This window comes from Janthinobacterium sp. GW823-FHT06H09 (assembly GCF_058794735.1).
The window spans coordinates 187,959-206,038 of record NZ_JBXAHC010000006.1 but is presented as its reverse complement, the minus strand read 5'-3'; the positions used below and the strand labels follow the sequence as shown (position 1 = coordinate 206,038).

The 18,080-nt window shown below is 58.7% G+C and carries 14 protein-coding genes and 1 tRNA gene; 8 read left to right on the top strand and 7 right to left on the bottom strand.

Going from position 1 to position 18,080, the window contains the following annotated elements; genetic code table 11:
* The first annotated feature begins 101 nt into the window (after nucleotides 1-101).
* Both AC1Q6X_RS12115 and AC1Q6X_RS12110 read left to right on the top strand, forming a co-directional pair.
* The gene (locus AC1Q6X_RS12115) at nucleotides 102-1,835 is read left to right on the top strand and encodes a methyl-accepting chemotaxis protein (protein ID WP_121669868.1); all 1,734 of its coding nucleotides are present in this window, start codon (nucleotides 102-104) and stop codon (nucleotides 1,833-1,835) included.
* Between the two features lie 435 nt (nucleotides 1,836-2,270).
* Nucleotides 2,271-4,556: a TonB-dependent receptor gene (locus AC1Q6X_RS12110; protein WP_492497453.1), complete on the top strand. Its 2,286-nt coding sequence runs from the start codon at nucleotides 2,271-2,273 to the stop codon at nucleotides 4,554-4,556.
* 98 nt (nucleotides 4,557-4,654) lie between these two features.
* Here the strand turns inward: AC1Q6X_RS12110 and AC1Q6X_RS12105 are convergent, their stop codons facing one another.
* On the bottom strand, nucleotides 4,655-6,472 hold the full coding sequence (locus tag AC1Q6X_RS12105) for a hypothetical protein (protein ID WP_492497212.1): 1,818 nt from the start codon (nucleotides 6,470-6,472) through the stop codon (nucleotides 4,655-4,657).
* Between the two features lie 795 nt (nucleotides 6,473-7,267).
* On the opposite strand from AC1Q6X_RS12105, the gene AC1Q6X_RS12100 reads away from it, so the two are divergent.
* The 3 genes from AC1Q6X_RS12100 to AC1Q6X_RS12090 all read left to right on the top strand — a co-directional run bounded on the left by AC1Q6X_RS12100 (nucleotide 7,268) and on the right by AC1Q6X_RS12090 (nucleotide 8,960).
* Nucleotides 7,268-7,354, top strand: a tRNA-Leu gene (locus AC1Q6X_RS12100).
* 168 nt (nucleotides 7,355-7,522) lie between these two features.
* Nucleotides 7,523-8,530 (top strand): tyrosine-type recombinase/integrase, encoded by a 1,008-nt coding sequence (locus tag AC1Q6X_RS12095; RefSeq protein ID WP_492497210.1) that lies wholly within the window; start codon nucleotides 7,523-7,525, stop codon nucleotides 8,528-8,530.
* Between the two features lie 112 nt (nucleotides 8,531-8,642).
* Nucleotides 8,643-8,960, top strand: a complete 318-nt coding sequence (locus AC1Q6X_RS12090; protein ID WP_492497208.1) for a hypothetical protein — start codon at nucleotides 8,643-8,645, stop codon at nucleotides 8,958-8,960.
* Nucleotides 8,961-9,403: 443 nt separating this feature from the next.
* On the opposite strand, the gene AC1Q6X_RS12085 is transcribed toward AC1Q6X_RS12090, so the two are convergent.
* The 6 genes from AC1Q6X_RS12085 to AC1Q6X_RS12060 form a co-directional block, all read right to left on the bottom strand.
* The gene (locus AC1Q6X_RS12085; RefSeq protein WP_492497206.1) at nucleotides 9,404-10,615 is read right to left on the bottom strand and encodes a RelA/SpoT domain-containing protein; all 1,212 of its coding nucleotides are present in this window, start codon (nucleotides 10,613-10,615) and stop codon (nucleotides 9,404-9,406) included.
* A 137-nt stretch (nucleotides 10,616-10,752) separates the two neighbouring features.
* Nucleotides 10,753-11,391 (bottom strand): SOS response-associated peptidase, encoded by a 639-nt coding sequence (locus AC1Q6X_RS12080; protein ID WP_492497204.1) that lies wholly within the window; start codon nucleotides 11,389-11,391, stop codon nucleotides 10,753-10,755.
* A 10-nt stretch (nucleotides 11,392-11,401) separates the two neighbouring features.
* Complete coding sequence (locus AC1Q6X_RS12075; RefSeq protein WP_230503851.1) at nucleotides 11,402-11,740, bottom strand: hypothetical protein; 339 nt, start codon at nucleotides 11,738-11,740, stop codon at nucleotides 11,402-11,404.
* Between the two features lie 504 nt (nucleotides 11,741-12,244).
* Nucleotides 12,245-12,460: a hypothetical protein gene (locus tag AC1Q6X_RS12070; protein ID WP_492497202.1), complete on the bottom strand. Its 216-nt coding sequence runs from the start codon at nucleotides 12,458-12,460 to the stop codon at nucleotides 12,245-12,247.
* Nucleotides 12,457-13,539: a phage portal protein gene (locus AC1Q6X_RS12065; protein ID WP_492497200.1), complete on the bottom strand. Its 1,083-nt coding sequence runs from the start codon at nucleotides 13,537-13,539 to the stop codon at nucleotides 12,457-12,459. Before AC1Q6X_RS12065 ends, AC1Q6X_RS12070 begins: the two co-directional genes overlap by 4 nt.
* Nucleotides 13,536-15,335, bottom strand: coding sequence for a terminase ATPase subunit family protein (locus AC1Q6X_RS12060; protein ID WP_492497198.1), 1,800 nt, complete (start codon nucleotides 15,333-15,335; stop codon nucleotides 13,536-13,538). The genes AC1Q6X_RS12065 and AC1Q6X_RS12060 overlap by 4 nt, the downstream gene beginning before the upstream one ends.
* Before the next feature lie 136 nt (nucleotides 15,336-15,471).
* On the opposite strand from AC1Q6X_RS12060, the gene AC1Q6X_RS12055 reads away from it, so the two are divergent.
* The 3 genes from AC1Q6X_RS12055 to gpM are packed head-to-tail and all read left to right on the top strand — an operon-like array spanning nucleotide 15,472 to nucleotide 18,041.
* On the top strand, nucleotides 15,472-16,257 hold the full coding sequence (locus AC1Q6X_RS12055; RefSeq protein WP_492497196.1) for a GPO family capsid scaffolding protein: 786 nt from the start codon (nucleotides 15,472-15,474) through the stop codon (nucleotides 16,255-16,257).
* A 48-nt stretch (nucleotides 16,258-16,305) separates the two neighbouring features.
* The gene (locus tag AC1Q6X_RS12050; RefSeq protein WP_492497194.1) at nucleotides 16,306-17,325 is read left to right on the top strand and encodes a phage major capsid protein, P2 family; all 1,020 of its coding nucleotides are present in this window, start codon (nucleotides 16,306-16,308) and stop codon (nucleotides 17,323-17,325) included.
* Nucleotides 17,325-18,041, top strand: coding sequence for a phage terminase small subunit (gpM, locus tag AC1Q6X_RS12045; RefSeq protein ID WP_492497192.1), 717 nt, complete (start codon nucleotides 17,325-17,327; stop codon nucleotides 18,039-18,041). Before AC1Q6X_RS12050 ends, gpM begins: the two co-directional genes overlap by 1 nt.
* Nucleotides 18,042-18,080 lie beyond the last annotated feature (39 nt).

Genomic DNA, 18,080 nt, shown 5'->3' with positions numbered 1-18,080 from the left:
AAAGCACTGCGTAGGACTCGACCCGTCGCCAGGCAAGCGCCTGCCACCGGTCTCACGCAAGCCCCCTTTCTAATCATCACCACGTATTTTGGAGAGACATCATGGACAAATTCACCGTACGCACCCAGCTCACTCTGGCTTTCGGCCTGCTGGTCTTTTTCCTCATCGGCATATCGATCCTGTCCGTGCGGAGCTTTTCCAACTTCAACGCCAGTTTTGACCAGTATGTCAACGGCATCACCGCCCGCGCCAATACGGCGCACCGCGTACGTGACGCAATCGACATGCGTGCCGTGGCGGCCAGGAATCTGGTGCTCGTCACCAAGCCGGAAGACCTGGAGATCGAACGCAAACAGGTCTTGCAGGCGCAGGCCGAGGTCGTCAAGAACATGCAGCATCTGCTGCAGCTGACACAGCAGCCTGAGGTATCGGATGAAGTGCGCGCCATAGTCAACAAGATAGACGGCATCGAAAAACGCTATTCTCCCGTCGCGATGGCTATCGTGGACCTGGCGCTGCAAAAGAAAACCGACCAGGCCATCGTCAAGATGAATGAGGAATGCCGCCCGCTGCTGGCCGCCCTCGTCGCCGCCAGCGATGAATATTTCGCCCTGACGGACCAGCGCTCTACCGCCATCTTGCAGGAAGACAACGAGCGTTACACGCTCAACAGGAATATTCTCATCGGCGCCAGCCTGCTGTCCATCGTGCTGGCAGCCCTGGCGGGCTGGCTCATCACACGCAGCCTGCTCAAGGCGCTGGGCGCAGAACCGAAGCAGCTGTGCGACGCCGTCAGCCTGCTGGCCGGCGGCGACCTGACAGGCAAACTCAACGTTGCACCGCACGATACCGCCAGCGTGCTGTCGGCGCTGCAGCGCATGCAGGAGTCGCTGACCACGGTAGTGTCGTCGGTGCGCCAGGATTCCGACACCGTTTCCCTTGCCGCCGCGGAAATTTCCAGCGGCAATAGCGATCTGTCGCTGCGCACGGAACAGCAAGCCAGTTCGCTGGAAGAAACCGCTTCGTCAATGGAAGAGCTCACCAGCACCGTGCGCAAGAATGCGGAAAATGCCCGCGAAGCCAATGTGCTGGCCACGACGGCATCGGACGTCGCCAGCAAGGGTGGCGCCGTGGTGGGGCAAGTGATGGGCACCATGGACCTGATCAGCGAATCGTCGCGCAAGATTGTCGACATCATCAGCGTCATCGACGGCATCGCCTTCCAGACCAATATCCTGGCCCTGAATGCCGCCGTGGAAGCGGCGCGTGCCGGCGAACAGGGCCGCGGCTTCGCCGTCGTGGCGACCGAAGTGCGCGGCCTGGCCCAGCGCAGCGCCAGCGCAGCCAAGGAAATCAAGGCGCTGATCGACGATTCCGTCAGCCGCGTCGATGCGGGCTCCAGGCTGGCGGCGCAAGCGGGCACGACGATGTCCGAGGTGGTCGCCAGCGTCGCCCGCGTCAGCAACATCATCGCTGAAATCACGGTGGCCAGCCAGGAACAGTCCGCAGGAATCGAGCAGATCAATCAGGCGGTGACCCAGATGGATAGCGTCACGCAGCAAAATGCCTCGCTGGTGGAAGAAGCGGCGGCGGCGGCCGAATCGCTGCGCGAGCAGGCCAGCCACCTGGTGGAAACCGTGAGCATCTTCAAGACGCATGACAGCCATCTGGCGGCACCCGCACCGGCGCCAGCACCGGCACGCGCCAGTCACAAGCCGCTGCGCCTGGTACCGGCAGCAGCGGCCAGCAGCCCCGCCAAGCGCCAGGCCGCGCCGGCAAAACCCCGTGCGGCGCAAGCGGAAGCCGTGACGGCCGGCGACTGGGAAGAGTTTTAAGCACATAGAGGCATGCAGCCACGCATGCCCCGCTTCACACGCACAGGGGAGAGCCGCAGCCGGCCTCCCCTGTCGCGTTGCAACAACACGCCCCTCACATAAAAAATCCGCGGCAACTGTTGTATTTGTGCCGCCCCGGATCCCGCTACTACGCCGAAATGGCGCATGCTTTTTTGCGCCGCCGCAGGAAACCGCGTCGTCTTGTCCAGCCTATTTTGTTCCCGCACAAGCCTGCCGGCACTCCACTATGCACCCGCCAGATAGTGACGACAAATACGATTTTATTCGCGTATTGAGTCGAAACGGATATGAATAGCCATCGTTGGAAAATGGCATGAATACCAAAATTTCCCGTGCTAGCATGATTTTTCGTTCAGCTGGCCAGCGCCAGCTTGCATGCCCCCAACAACCTTGACCGACAGGAGCCGTTTCATGATGACACCGCATGCCAGCACAGTACGCCACACCCTGATTGCCCTGGCAATCAGCGCCGCCTTTCCGCTGCAGGCGATGGCACAGGATAGCGTCCCGGCGCCAGCCGCCGACGCGCCTGCCGTCCCGGCGGCACAGACCGGTCCTGGCCAGCTGGAAACGGTGATCGTGACGGCGCAGCGGCGCGCGGAAAACATCAAGGACGTGCCCATGTCCATCGCCACCTTGAAAGGCGACAAGCTCGACACGCTGACGGCCGGCGGCGCCGACATCCGCTTCCTCAACAGCCGCTCGCCCAGCGTCTCCGTCGAATCGGATTACGGCCGCACCTTCCCCCGCTTCTACATTCGCGGCCTGGGCAATACCGACTTCGACCTGAACGCCTCGCAGCCCGTGGGCCTGGTGATGGATGACGTAGTGCAGGAAAACGCCATGCTCAAGGGCTTTCCCGTGTTTGACGTGGATCAGGTCGAAGTGCTGCGCGGCCCGCAAGGCACCTTGTTCGGCCGTAACTCGCCAGCCGGCGTGATCAAGTTCGATTCCGCCAAGCCCGTCTTCAAGACGGAAGGCTACCTGAGCGGCGGCTTCGGCAAGGATGGCATGAAGAACCTGGAAGGCGCGTTCAACGTGCCCGTCAGCGACACGGTCGCCCTGCGCTTTTCCGGCCAGACGCAGCGCCGCGACGACCGCGTGCACAACCCGCGCCCCACCGGCACGCGCGACTTCGAAGGCTATGAAGACAGCGCCGCCCGCCTGCAGGTATTGGTCAAGCCCACGCGCGACTTCACGGCCCTGTTCAACGTGCACGCGCGCAATCTCGACGGCACGGCCACCCTGTTCCGCGCGAATATCCTGAAACAGGGCACGAACGACCTCGTCGACGGATTTGATTACGACAACTACCCGACCGACGGCATCAACCGCCAGCACCTGAAAACCAAGGGCGCCAGCATGCGCCTGAAATGGGACTTGCCCGGCGTCACCTTGCATTCGATCACCGGCTACGAAAAGCTCGATTTCTACAGCCGCGCCGACGTCGACGGCGGCTATGGCGCCGTGTCCGCGCCGCCGATGGGTCCCGGCTTCATCCCGTTCGTCGTGGAAACGGCCGACGTGATCCCCAAGCACAAGCAGATTTCGCAGGAATTCCGCGCCGAGTCGTCTGCCCGCGGCCCGCTGCAATGGATAGCCGGCCTGTTCTACTTCAAGGAAGATATCCAGATCGACAGCATCGGCTTCAACAGTCTGGCGCCCGGCAACCCGCAAAGCCCGAACTACGCCACGCAAAACCAGAGCTCGAAGTCGTACGCGGCGTTCGGCTCGCTCAACTACACGGTCTCTGACGCCCTGAAACTGCGCGCCGGCCTGCGCTACACGACCGACAAGAAGGATTTCTCCGCCAAGCGGGTGGAGGCGACCACGGCCGGCCCCTTCGACTTGCACGACACCTCGCACAACGTCAGCTGGGACTTGAGCGGCACCTATGTATTGACGCCGGCAACGAATGCCTACGCGCGCATCGCCACCGGCTACCGCGCGCCGTCGATGCAGGGCCGCCTGAACGGCCTGGCCGACCGCCCTTCGTTTGCCGGCGCCGAGAAAGCGCTGTCCGTCGAGGCGGGCATCAAGCAGGACCTGTTCGACAAGCGCGCGCGCCTGAGCCTGGCCATATTCCAGTACCGCGTGAAGGACAAGCAACTGACGGCCGGCAGCGGCGCCGTCAACATGAACCAGCTGATCAACGCAGACAAGGCCACGGGCCGCGGCGTGGAACTCGATTTCCAGGCGAACCTCAGCGATTCGCTCAGCATGACCCTGGGCGGCAGCTACAACCATACGGAAATCCAGGACAAGAAGCTGTTCGTGCAAAGCTGCGGCAACGCGCAAAACAACCCGGCCAGCGGCTGCACCGTGACCGACCCGCTGGGCCCGTTCAAGGGCACGGCCTACATCGACGGCAACCCGCTGCCGCGCGCGCCGGAATGGCAAACCAACTTCACATTAAAGTACAGCATTCCCCTCGCCAATGGCGAGTTCTACGCCTACACGGACTGGGCCTACCGCACCAGCTACAACTTCTTCCTGTATGAAGCGAAGGAATACAAGGCCAAGGAACTGCTCGAAGGCGGTTTGCGTGTCGGCTACAAATGGGACAAATACGAACTCTCCGCGTACGGCCGCAACATCACCAACCAGATCCAGTCGCTGGGCGCGATCGATTTCGACAACCTGACAGGCATCGTCAACGAACCGCGCACGTATGGGGTGCAGTTCAAGGCGACATTCTGATAGCTGCGGGGAATGCATGCGCGAGCACCGCGCGCGGAGGAATGCCGTCAGCGCCAGCTGAGCGGCATTCTTTCAGGCCCTCCGTTGGCCACTCCGCTTTAGCGTCCTGCCAATGCGCCTATCGTGGCATTGTCGGGCGCGTAAGGCTGTCCGTCAAAGTATCGCCTGCCGATAGTCGACACTGCCTTCCCGATGTGTCCGGCTGCCACGATGCGCATGCTTTCGTCATGCATCCCCATACTGGCCACGGTCGCGTTACTACCGATGAAATACGGGCCAAAGATACTATTTTGATCAAAATTGCTGGTGGCCATACGCGCCTTATAGGTCACGATATTGTTCGTCGTTCCATCCGCTCCCGTGTAAAAACCGTCGCCGCTCATGCCGCTTCCTTCCGTGAAATAAATATTCCGGTCGCCCGTCGGACGGCCAGCTCCGGGGTTCAGATTGACCATGCGGGGGAAACGCGCCACCAGCGGATCGCGCTTAAAATATACAAGGTTGTTGCTGAAATTGACGAAGCCATCGGCTGCGGCCCCATCGATATACAGTGCCGTACACTGCTGCTTGCCTGCGGGATCGGTTAGCGCCTCATCGTAATAGATGGTGTTTTGATAGACATTCAAGCCCGTCCCTCCCGATATGCGCACGCCGCGAAGTCCTGGCAAGACAATCATATTGTGATGCGCAACGTTATCGAAATTCCTGGTGTTCGTGGCATCGCTATTGGCCAGGCTACCGGCACTTTGATAGTTGTTGGCGAACCAAATACCGCCGGAAGCATAGGTAAGCTGGCGCCGGTCGCGCGTAGTGCTGTAATAGCCATAGTTGTAGCGGATAATGCTGTTATCGTTGGATGACCAGAGCTCCACGATTGAATTGCCGCCGCAATTGCTGCTGATATTCTTTTCAACGATAAGTCCGGAGGTGCAGCTGTACTCGATCGCGTTGTTAAGCACGTCGTCGATGCGGTTCCCTGCCACGTAGCCCCCCTTCAGGCGTATCGCATCTGACAGTCCAATCATAGTGATGCCGTCCGAGGCAAGCACAGGACCATCGGCGCCAGCCTGAGTGGCGCGGCAACCGACCAGGCTGATATCGTTGATGCTGACGATGGCATCGACCACTCCAGTCGTCGGAGGCGCCACCGAAATGGAGACATTGCGTGCCTTGCGCGCCTCGACGCCGCAGACATGGATGTACCCGGTGTGTGGCACGTTCGAGTAGTTGATCATGAGGGCATGCTGGCTACTCGAGACCTCCATTTGCCCCAGACGCGGATCCTCACCGGCATAGGGGCGCACGTACAAGATGCCGTTCACGTACGCACTGCTGCCTTCCGTGGTCAGGCTTGCCGCGGCGCTGCCCGCAAAGGTCTTCTTCCACAGACGCACCTCATTTTGCCAGCAGTCATGCTCGATGGCGCCCATGGGATAAGACCAGATATTCGCTGCGCCGTCCTCCAGCGTCCAGTTCAGGACGACCACACCACTCGTAATGATGGGTAATGCTTCGGCATCGCCATAGGGACAAATGGTGAATGGCTTGCCAGGCGAACCGTACACATCCAGTTGCAGCCCCATTGTTCCCGTCACGCGCAAGGTCGTTCCCCGCTTCAAGCCCAGCACCTGCCCGGACATATTTCCATTGATTACCAGCATTAACTGGGCCTGCGTGAAATACGGATGTTTCAAGGTGCCCAATCCAAGGCTGGATGTGGCGCTGGGATCGAAAAACAAGGAAGGCCGGCGAACAAACCCCTTGTCGTACAGATCAATGCCGCTCAGGGTATCGTCGAGCCATGTCAATCCTTTCGGCACACTGAGATCAAGACTCAGCGGGACCGCATTCAATGCACGTCCGGCCTCAGAAGCAGTAATGGTGTGCGGTTCGGTACTAGCGACTTTTTTTTGCATGACAACTTTCAAACAAGAAATTAGGGAAGCGTTCCGGCGTGCGGGACGCGTGATTCAAGTCTTGCGGGCAGTGACGACAAGGATCTGGCCGCACGACTGCGAGAAATGCTTGAGCACCTTGCCCAAGGCCCGCAATAATCCATCTGCCTCGCATGAGACGGAGGTGCTAATTTTTGGGCGTCCTCTTTGCATTGACCTTGCGGCCGTGAAAATCTATGGCTATCTATCCTATAGTTGCCCTCCTTTTGCAAGCTGATTTTGTATGATGTAAGTAGGCAAGCTTAACAACGCCTGACAAACCCTGGCGAGCGGAAAGAAGGCTAGGTGCCACCGTCGACTTGAGAAGCGCAACTGTACCAAGGTACTGGGGCGCTGAGCCAATAAGCATCGCAGACCGCAAATTACGACGCGCATTAGGTGTTGATAAGTGTTCCACATCTGTCCGGCGCCTGGCGGGAGATGACTCTCCACTCCACGATGAGAGTGACACCTGTCGGCTCTTAAAAGCCGCCGGGCTTTTTGCAGCCGAGTTGTTGCCAGCTTATCCGTCAGACCGGTGTGCCGTTCACGTCATCCAATATCCGCAGCCGCTGACAGATAAGCGTGCGACAAAAATCGCGCGCACGGTGGCGCGCCGAGAGCGTTTGCCGAGCTTCGTTTTTTGGCGCGACGACACGCATGGCAGGCCGCCTAGCCACGCACCGATCTGACGAAGTAACTCGAGCAACAAGACTGGCGCAAATGCGGCGCAACATGGCGCTATCGATATCACTTGTGCTAGAATCTCGCCGCGCTGCCCGGATGGTGAAACTGGTAGACACTGGAGACTTAAAATCTCCCGCCTGTAAGGGCGTGCCGGTTCGATTCCGGCTCCGGGCACCAGCGCACAGAATTCAGAAACATCAAAAAAGCCATTAAACCCAATAAAATCAACGGGTTAGTGGCTTTTTTTACGTCCAGGCATTCGGCTTAATCCAGATTAAAACCGACAAAAACCAGTAGCGATTACGCCAAATTTACGCCATGATTACGCCTCAACGAGAGGGATGCATGGCTTCATTCAGGAAACGGGTTGGCGGTTGGCGAGCAGAGATCGCCATCCACGGCACTCGGGAATCTAAAACATTCAGCACCAAGGCCGAGGCTGCGGCCTGGGCGTCGGAACGCGAAACCGAAATCCGGCGCGGCGCCGACAGTGGCATCGTCATCGGGAAAAGCTGCGGCGACGCATTCGACAGGTATCTGGAAGAAGTCTCGATCCACAAGCGTAGCGAGCGATGGGAGCGCCTGCGCCTCAATGCCATCGGCGAAGTGGTCATTGGCGGCGAGAAAATTAGAGATATAAAACTGGCCAACGTGACACCTGAACTGCTCGGCACCTGGCGCGATCAGCGCATGACCGGGGAAAGCAAGGTCAGTGGCGCCACCGTGAATCGTGAGCTGAACTTGCTTTCCCACGTCTTTACGACTGCACGCAAGGAATGGAAATGGCTTGCGGACAGTCCGACCAGCGACGTGCGCCGCCCCAAGCCTGCCGCCGCACGCGAACGCATTCCAACCGATGATGAAATCGAGCGCCTGTGCAACGCACTTGGCTTTGCCGACGAGCCGGTGACGACGAAGAGCCAGGCCGTGGCGGTCGCCTACCTCTTCGCCATCGAGACGGCCATGCGGGCCGGGGAAATTTGCGGGCTGATGCCCGCCTGGGTTGACGGCGCCGTCGCCCGCCTCCCCGCCTCGATCAATAAAAACGGCGTGCGACGCGATGTGCCCCTATCGACGCGCGCGCTGGAACTCCTGGCGCTGCTGCCGGACTCGGGCGAGGCGCCCTTGTTCGGCATTACCACGGCCTCGCTCGATGCCCTGTTCCGCAAAGCGCGCGAACGATCCTGCATCGAGGGACTGACCTTCCACGACAGCCGGCATGCAGCCATCACGCAGTTGGCAAAAAAATTGAACGTGCTGGACCTGGCGCGCATGGTCGGCCACAGGGATTTGCGTATGCTCCAGGTCTATTACAACGAGAGTGCCGAGAATATGGCTGCCAAGCTTGGGTAATGCATGTTTTCTTTGTTGATGTACTTGCATTTTCATTAATGCGCCTCAAGATACCGCTCAGTACTGTTGAGCTAAACAACCGTTTGGCGACGGACATCACAGAAGAATACTCATGGCAGTCGATCACCGTATTAGCCCTCTTAAGAAGAGCGATCTGCAGTTCAGATATCCACCTGGAACTACGGGTGGCGATAACCCGGCCTTGCGCAATATTCCGGACAGCGTCCTGCTGAATCGCGGCGAATGGTATGAAGTTCTTTACTTCATCAATAAATTCGCTAACGAACATGGAAGCGGTAGCGCAGTGATTGCTAAAAAGGCTGAACGGCTGATTCATCGCTACCTACCGTCAGACAAGCGAAGCCAAGCTAACGTATCCGCATGGTTAATCGAAAACTGGAAAGTGCATGGCGACGCACCGATCACCTAAACTAACGATGTGGGCACGTTTGAGCTCAAGATTACGATTCCTGATGCCGTGGGTTCGATTCCCACCGTCTCCGCCACTGAATTGTTTAGAATCAAGTAGTTAGCAAGAAGAAGGCTGTCATTATTTGGGTTGTTTTTGGGCTGTTTTAGCCTAGGAATGACAACAAAATGACAGCCTTTTTTTCTATTCATAACCCTCACACCATAGCCTAGCGCACAGCACTTCGATCATCGCTCCGTGCCGATACACTGACGATACAACAGCGTGTTTCTCCTACGAACGAGACCCACCTTAATTCAAAGCCATGCCAAAAGTTGCGCCGCATGGTATCCGATGGGTAAGAAAAAAGGCCATTCGAAGAATAGTCTTTTTGCTTTTATGGCAACCTTAACATATCAATATGTCAATATGTTAATATGTCAATATGCTACACAACTTGCCACCTATTTGAGCCCAGCTTGAGCTTCTATAGCCTTCAAGGCCGCCTGAACACTGTTATGTTCTACTGCTGCCTTTCTTAGAGCTTGTGTACCGATATGCTCTTCAACTGCCTTCTTTAAAGCCTGTGTACCGATATACTCTTCCGCTGCCTTCGCTAGTGCCTGTGTGCTGATATGCTCTTCCGCTGCTTTCGCTAAAGCCTGAGTACTGGTGTGCTCATCCAGAGCCTTAATGTATGCCTTCAGATTGGTTGTAGTCTCTCCAGATATGCCAACCAAGCTCAGCATATTGATAAAGCTATTGGGTGACGTTACCGATTTTGTTTTGATTGGTACAGTCTTAAGTTTATGCAATTCATTTTTCAACTCGGCTATCTGTTCAGCACCAACAGAATTTCCTTTTGCCGCCTCAAGTTGTTCAAGTAAGGCTTGAGCCTTCGCAAGTGCGTCATCTCTTTCACGCTCAACATTTTCCAACCGGATTTTTTCCTCTTTCGATTCTGTTGCAAAAAATCTGACAAATCCACCCATTTCATCAGCGTTTCCAGAAATCCTATTAAAAATAGTAAGAAGGTATGCCAGTTGGGCATCATCAGAATAATTTGGGTAACGCACAAGATGATCTATTTCACTCCAGCCTTCTTCAAATATAGTCCGTACTTGCAATTCCACACAAATCTCTTTTTTGAAAGGCTTTGTTGCAATGACGTAGTGTATTGAACGATATCCTTTGGGATGCATTTCCACTAAAAAGCCAATCTTCCTACATTCTTCAATAAACTGTTCATCATCCCCAGTGCGCATGTAAACAACTGAAGGTTCAACTATAGAAAATGACTCAGATATTGCACGATTGATCTCAACAAAATCAGATTTAAATAAATGTATCGCCCTAATGCCAATCAAATCTGTAATTATGCCATCATAATTTTCAACTGATATATCGGCGTACTTTTTACTTTTCTCAGCGCGTTTTCGCACAATCTTTGCTAATAGGTGATCTTTGTTTTTTACTCGCCAACGAACAGAATGTACCGCATTGAATTTTTGAATAATATTTGCCAGCAGTGTAGCAACAGCTTCCAGATGAGGAATTTCTATTTCGTAATTTACGCCAATTAGTTCCAATTCCTCCCATTTCAAACAACTATCCTCCCACTCCTTTTCAGTTATTCTATTCCCAGAAAGAAATTTTTCTAATTTTTTTTGATTCATCAAAGCCTTCCCCCTCAATAAAAATCTAATAATAATTAATTACTATAAAATGGTGAGTTCGAAGAAATAACAACATCCACAATCAGCTGCATCATTCCAAATTAAAAACCGCTGTTTTCAATAAATCGAATTCTCGCCTATTTTTTTGCACGTTGGGGAAGCGGATCAGCGACAGCTACGAGGCGTTCCGCTGGATACTGCTGGAACAAATCCGCTTCAGTCACAAGGGAACCATCGAGCCAGCCATGATACTGGTCCGGGTCGAGAATCATCACCATCCGTTTTTCTTCATCCGGCTTGTGGAAACGCTGCATGAGCGGGTGGCCATCGGCATTTATCGTCAGCATCGAGAACGACAGCAGCAAATCTTGCGGCCGAAATTCCCATATACCCGCGATGGCAGCCGGCATGCCATCAGCGCGCTCGATGCGCCAGCGGATCGGCCTTCCAGTCTCATAGCAAGGTTCGAAGAAATTATCCGCAGGAATAATGCAAAATTGTTTGCGCTTCCAGGCATTGCGGAAGGACGGCTTCTGCGCCACGGTTTCGGTGCGGGCGTTATAGGTCTGGCGCGCCAGCTTCATATCGGCCCAATGCGGAACCATCCCGAAACATGCCGGCGCGACTTCCAGCTCACCGGGCACCTCATGCGAAGCGCGGATGATCGGCGCCATGTAACCGGGCCAAGCTTCCGGCGGCAGATCAAATTGAGGGGAGCGGACAGCAAAATGCTGTTCGATCTGATCGCTACGGCTGGGGGTATAGTCGGCGCACATGCAAATTATTCTACCTGCCTTCCGGCATGGGCGGCGGCTCCGTCCCGACAAAACACAGCCAGGACTGCGCATAGTCGCAAAATTGCATATCTTTCTTGCTGCGCTCAAACCCTGACAACACCATGCGCCCATCCCGATACCAAAGCAAATTCACATCGAACAGTGTGTCAACGTAGTTTCCGCTCTCGCCGTAAGTGAAGCGAGCCAGCTTCACCAAACGGTGCAAGCCCTGGTCTGTCGTTTCAACGACTTCCAACTTGCCGGGCCGTGCCGAGTTATAGCGATCATGCAGCCGGCGCTTGGGCACTTCCACCCCAGCAAGGCGCATCTTTAACATTTTAACAATCATTGTGACACCCAAGTAAAATACTGTACATACATACAGTATATCAAGAGTTCTTGAGGTCGCAATACCCGGCAATCACTTGAGAGCTTAAAGATGAATGCTCCTCACAACAGGGACACCAGTGCATGGGCCAGAAGCGCACCAGAAGGCGGCACAGCGCGAAAACAACACCGTACCCACGTCGCAACACCACCTGCACGAAAAGCCGCTCAAAGTGCGTCAAAATGCGTCAAATCGCATGGCCCCTCTTCGCCCCGCCGCGCCAGTCCTCATGCGCCTTCGGCCATGGCGCACATTTGAGTCAAAAGAGCCCTATATAGCTGGCAGGTGTGGAGGGGGGACAACTGCGCGCGCCGGGCCGAAATGGGACTTTTTCTTGCTTCCAAGGCAATGCCAATCGTCGGGACGTGAAAAAGCCGCCTCGTGGGCGGCTTGTGCGGTGGCTGGGGCGCTCTGGCGCGGCTGGACTGTCGCGGCCCCGCCCTGCCGGCTATCGCGGCGTGACGGTCATCCTGTGCGGCCGGCGCGGGCCTTGGCGGCTTGCTCCTTCTCGTAGTCGTCGCGGCAATCGACGTTGCAGAACGGCAGGCCGGGCGCCAGCGCCTCGTCGCAGTAGTGGCAGCAGCCATGCGCCACCAGGGCGGGCCGTCCGCGCACGGCGGCCAGGCCGCGCGCCACCTCGGCAAAGATGATCTTGTCCGTGTTGTCGATGTGGTCGCTCATGCCGCGCCCTCCCCGCCCGTGGCCAAGTCGTACGGGGCGAAGCGCACCACTTCCACGCCGGCCCACTCGTTGATTGCTTCGAACTGCGCCTGCAGCGGCACCAGCTCGTTACGGGCGAAAACGCGCGCGGCCGGTTCGACGGCGCCGAAGCCGCCGGCATTGTTCGGCAGGATGCCCATGAGCTGGGGCGGCACGCGGTGCGCGGCCAGCTGGTCGTCGCGCGTGACGCTCTTGATGTTGAAAAACTCGTCCTTGGCGGCCACGTCCGACACGGGCAGAATCTGGATGCCGTCCTTCTTGCCGTTCGGCGCGTACATGAACAGGTTGCGGAAGTTGCCCGGCCCCTTGCTGTCGCGCATGGCCTGGCGCAGGTTGTCCACGTCCTGGGTGTTCGCCGCCGCGTCCGTCATGTAGAACACGAAGCCGGCGTGCGAACCGTTCTTGTAGTATTTGCGACGGAACAAGGTGGCAGCCTCGTTGAGCCAGGCCGATTGCAGGGCGCTCAAGTACTGCGGCACGCCGTACAGCTCCTGATTCACGTCCGGCTCCATCAGGTGAAACACGCGGCCCTTGTCGAATTCATGCACGGCTTGGTAGCCGTTCACGAAATAATAGGTATCCAGATCGACGCCGCGCCGCATGTACTTGGCCAGCGCATGCTGGTACGCCAGCGCCTTGCCGCTGCGGCTGGGCCGGTCTTCCAGGTAGGCGTTGCCGAAGGTCAGATAGTCCAGGGCCATGCGCTTGAAGCCATCGCGCGACAGGTATTTCGTCGGCATCAAGGTCGACGTCAGCACGTTGGCCTTGAAGTGGATCGCGCTGCTGTGGTGCACGCCGGCATTGAACGACTTGGCCAGGCCGGCCAGGTTGACGGGCGGCTCGTACCAGTGGCCGTTCTTCCAGCATTCGAAGCAATCGAGGATATCGGCGTGCTCGAGCACGGGCGTCGGGTCGCCGAAGGAAAACGCCTCGATGTCGGCGGCGGCCGGCGCCGTGGCCGTGGCCGTGGCCGTGGCCGTGGCCGCTGTGGATGATGCGCCCTGGGCCTGCCGGCCGCGCAAGTGTCGTGCTTTGCTCAAGAATAAATCTCCATGAAAGAGTGGTGGTTGTCGGTGGTGCCTTCGAAGGGCTCGTGATCGAGGGCGTGCATGCAGGCCCACGCCAGATCGGCGTGGCCGGTTTCATCGCTGCGGCCGGCGACATAGGTCACGTGCCGCCCGCTGGGGGTGAGGGTCTTGTGGATGGCCATGAAGGACTGCGCGATGTCGGTCCAGCCGGCGTCGAATTCCAGCCGGCCCTTGCTGATGATGTTTTTGGCTTTTAGCACCATGCGGGTTTTCACTTCCGGCGAGTAGTTCAGGGCCGTGACGGCCGGGAAGAAGCCGCGCACGATGGGCAGCACGCCGATGCCCATACCCGTGGTATCGATGCCGATGTATTCGACGTTGTAGCGCTGCGTCATCTGGCGGATGGCGTCGGCGTGGTCTTCGAAACTCTGCCCGCGCCACTGGTGGCGCTCCAGGATGCGGAACTTGCCGCCGGCCGTCATGGGCGGCGCCAGCACCACGCAGCCGGCGCTGTCGCCGTTCAAGGCCGGGTCGTAGCCGATCCACACGGGCCGGTTGCCGAACGGGCGCAGGCCCAGCAACGGCTTGTAGTCGTCCCACTCGAGCCAGGAATCGACCATGCAGCGCTGCAGCTCGGCCAGCGGGAAGACCGAGGCCGAGTCGTCAATAAAGTTGCACATCAGCAGGTTGTCGAACTGGTCCGGGCTGTATTCGAAGTTGCGCAGCTCGTCGATGTCGAACAGGTTGCAGCCGCCGCGCTCGGCGTCCAGGATGGTGACGATCTGGCGCCAGATCTTGTCCTCGCCCGTAAAACCCGACGAGAGGCGGGCGTGGCCCACGTCGATGTTGACTTGATCCACCTTGGCGCGGCGCTTGTTGAACAGCTCACCCGTCCAGAACGGGTAAGCCTGGTGCGTGGTCGAGGATGGCGTGGAAAAATACGTCTTGCGCCACTTCTTGTGAATGGCCATGCCCGAGGCCACCTTGTTGAGTTCCTGGAAGTTCTGCGTCCAGAAAAATTCATCGAAGTAAAAATTGCCGTGGTAGCCCTGCGCCGTGCGCGCGTTCGTCCCGAGGAAATACAGGTGCGCGCCGTTCGGCAGCACGATGGGGTCGCCCGTCAACTCGATGCCGGCCGCCTCGCGCGCGAATTGCACGATGTATTGCTTGAAGACGTGCGCCTGGCTCTTGGACGCGGACAGGAAGATCTGGTTGCGGCCCGTCGCCATGGCATCGGCCAGCGCCTCGCGCGCGAAGTACCAGGTCGCGCCGATCTGGCGGGACTTGAGGATGGCGCGCGTGCGCTGGTCGCCGTTGCGATACCAGACCTTCTGGTAATCGAACAGCGAATCCTGGAAGGCGTCGAGCAGCTCGATTTTCTGTTCTTCGCTGAAATCGTTGCGGGTCGGCTTTTTCTTCGGCCCGGCGTTGCGGTTCGCCAGCTTGGGGTTGAGGTCCACCTCGTTACCGCCCGGCTGCTCGTAGCGGCGCACGCGCGCCATCTGCACGATGGTGCGGGCGAGTAAATCGATTTCCTTGTAATCGCTGCCGCTCTTGACCTCTTTTTCGATCAGTTTTACGAGACGCAGCTCGGCCGACGCTTCCACGTGCTCGATGGCCTGGGCCTTGTCCCATTCGTCGCGCAGCTTCCAGCTATTGATCGTGCTGCGCTTGATCCCCAGGTGGCGGGCGATGGATGAAATGCGCCAGCCCTTCCAGTACAGGGCGCGCGCGGCTCGGCGCGGCTCGGATTCGGGCACGGCCAGTTCGGCGATTATTTCGTCGGGTTTTTGTTCAATGACTAGCATGCCGCCAGCGTAGGCCGCGCGCGCGCGGAGCGGGGAAAGGCAAAAGTCGCTATGGCCCATAGCAACCCGCACCACATTGAATCGCGGCGCCAAGACGTTGACCATGGCGTTATCCGATCAACCGAGACACGCCACCATGCCTAAATCCCAATTCTTCCGCGTCGCCACCGAAGGCGCCACCACGGACGGCCGCAACATCGACCGCGCCACCATCGAGCAGATCGCCGCCACCTACAACCCGAAAACCTACGGCGCGCGCATCTGGCTCGAGCACATTCGCGGCATCCTGCCCGACAGCCAGTTCAAGGCCTACGGCGACGTGATCGCCGTCAAAGCCGAGGAAGTCGACACCGACAGCGGCAAGAAACTGGCCCTGTTCGCGCAGATCGAACCCACGCCGGAACTGGTGGCCATCAACAAGGCGAAACAAAAGCTGTACACCAGCCTGGAAATCCAGCCCGACTTTGCCGATTCGGCGCAGCCCTACCTGGTCGGCCTGGGCGTCACCGACAGCCCCGCCAGCCTGGGCACGGATGCGCTGAAATTTTCCGCAGGCCGCAAGCAGCAAAGCGCCAACCTGTTCACCTCCGCCGTCGAGGTCGAGCTGGAATTCGAAGAGCAGGGCATCAGGCTGGCCGATGCCGTGAAAAACCTGCTGTCGCGCTTTTCCCATAAATCGGGCGCCGACGCGGCGCAGTTCGCCGACATCAGCGAAGCCGTCGAGGCGCTGGCCGGCCACGTCGTCACCGCCAACGACAACTACGCGGACACCGTGACGCGCCTGGAGAAAACCGAAACCGCATTGCAGGCCACGCAGGACGAGCTGGCCGCCTTCAAGGCGCAGATGGACGAAGCGCCCGGCAACGGCCCGCGCCGCCCTGCTGCCACCGGCAACGACGGTGCCGTGCAGACCGAGTTTTAAGCGCCCTCGCCCTTTCTTCCCCCCCATTCAACAACGGAGCACCGAACCATGAAAAAGCAAACGCGCCAGGTCTTTGGCCAATACGAAACCCGCCTGGGCCAACTGAACGACACGGACAACGTGGCCAAGACCTTCAGCGTCACCCCCAGCGTGCAGCAAAAGCTGGAAAACAAGATGCAGGAATCGAGCGAGTTCCTCTCAAAAGTGAACATCATCGGCGTGGGCGAGCAGGAAGGCGAAAAGCTGGGCCTGGGCGTGTCCGGCCCGATTGCCAGCCGCACCAACACCAAGGACAAGGAACGCGAAACGCGCGACCTGTCCACCCTGGACAGCACCAAGTACCGCTGCGAGCAGACCAACTTCGACACGCATTTGAGCTATGCCAAGCTGGACGCCTGGGCCAAGTTCCAGGACTTCCAGTCGCGCGTGGCCAACGCCATCCTGACGCGCCAGGCGCTGGACCGCATCGTCATCGGTTTCAATGGCGTGAAAGTCATGGCCACCACCGACCTGGCCGCCAATCCGCTGCTGCAGGACGTGAACAAGGGCTGGCTGCAGCATCTGCGCGAACAGGCGCCCGAGCGCGTGCTGGGCCTGGTGGCCAACGGCATGCCGGGCAAGGTCATCATCGGCGACGTGGACGGCGCCGACTATGCCAACCTGGACGCGGCCGTCACCGATGCCGTCAACCTGCTGGACCCGTGGTATCAGGAAGACACGGGCCTGGTAGCCATCGTCGGGCGCAAGCTGCTGAACGACAAGTATTTCCCGCTGGTCAACACCAAGCAGGCGCCCACGGAAACGCTGGCGGCCGACATCATCATCAGCCAGAAGCGTATCGGCGGCTTGCCGGCGGCGCGCGTGCCGTACTTCCCGGACAACGCCATCCTGATTACCCGCTTCGACAATCTGTCGATCTACTTCCAGGATGGCGCGCGCCGCCGCCGCGTGGTGGACGAGCCCAAGCGCGACCGCATCGAGAATTACGAGTCGTCCAACGACGCCTACGTGATCGAAGACCTGGGCCTGGCCGCGCTGGTGGAAAACATCGAGCTGAAAGACAAGTGATGGCGAACCAATCCCCCGCCCTGCGCCACCGCGCGCGCATGCTGGCCGAGCGCACGGCCGGCGCCGCCGCGCCGCAGGGCGTCACCACCGGCACGGCCTACGAGCTGATGCTCTACAAGCTGGCCGACGACCGCCGCCGCCTGAAATCCATCCAGTCGGTGGAACGCAAGATCGAGGTCAAGGCCACCTTGCTGCCGGATTACGCGCAATGGATCGACGGCGTGCTGGCCGGCGGCAAGGGCGCGCAGGATGACGTCTTTGCCACCCTGCTGGTGTGGCATATCGACACGGGCGAATATGCGCGCGCCCTGGTCATGGCCGAATACGCCCTGGCGCACAAGTTCACCCTGCCAGATGGCTACAGCCGCGATATCGCCACCCTGATGCTGGACGAGTTTGCCGAGGGCTACCTGCACGGCAAGCTGGCCGCCGATCCGCAGCACGCGGCCCAGGTGCTGGGCACCGTCGAACAGCTGACGGCCGCCAGCGACGCACCGGACCAGGCGCGCGCCAAACTGCATAAAGCCATCGGCCTGGCCATGGTCGCCGTGCTGGACCAAGCCGACGACACCGACATCGCCCCGGAACTGGTGGCACAGGCGGAAACGGCCATGGGTCATTTGAAACGCGCCCGCGCCCTGTCCGAATCGTGTGGCGTCAAGAAAGATATGGAACGGCTGGAACGGCGCATCAAGCGCGCGGCCGGTTCCACGTAAAGAGCATCCCCCGCAGCACGGCGGCACGGGGGGATTCTG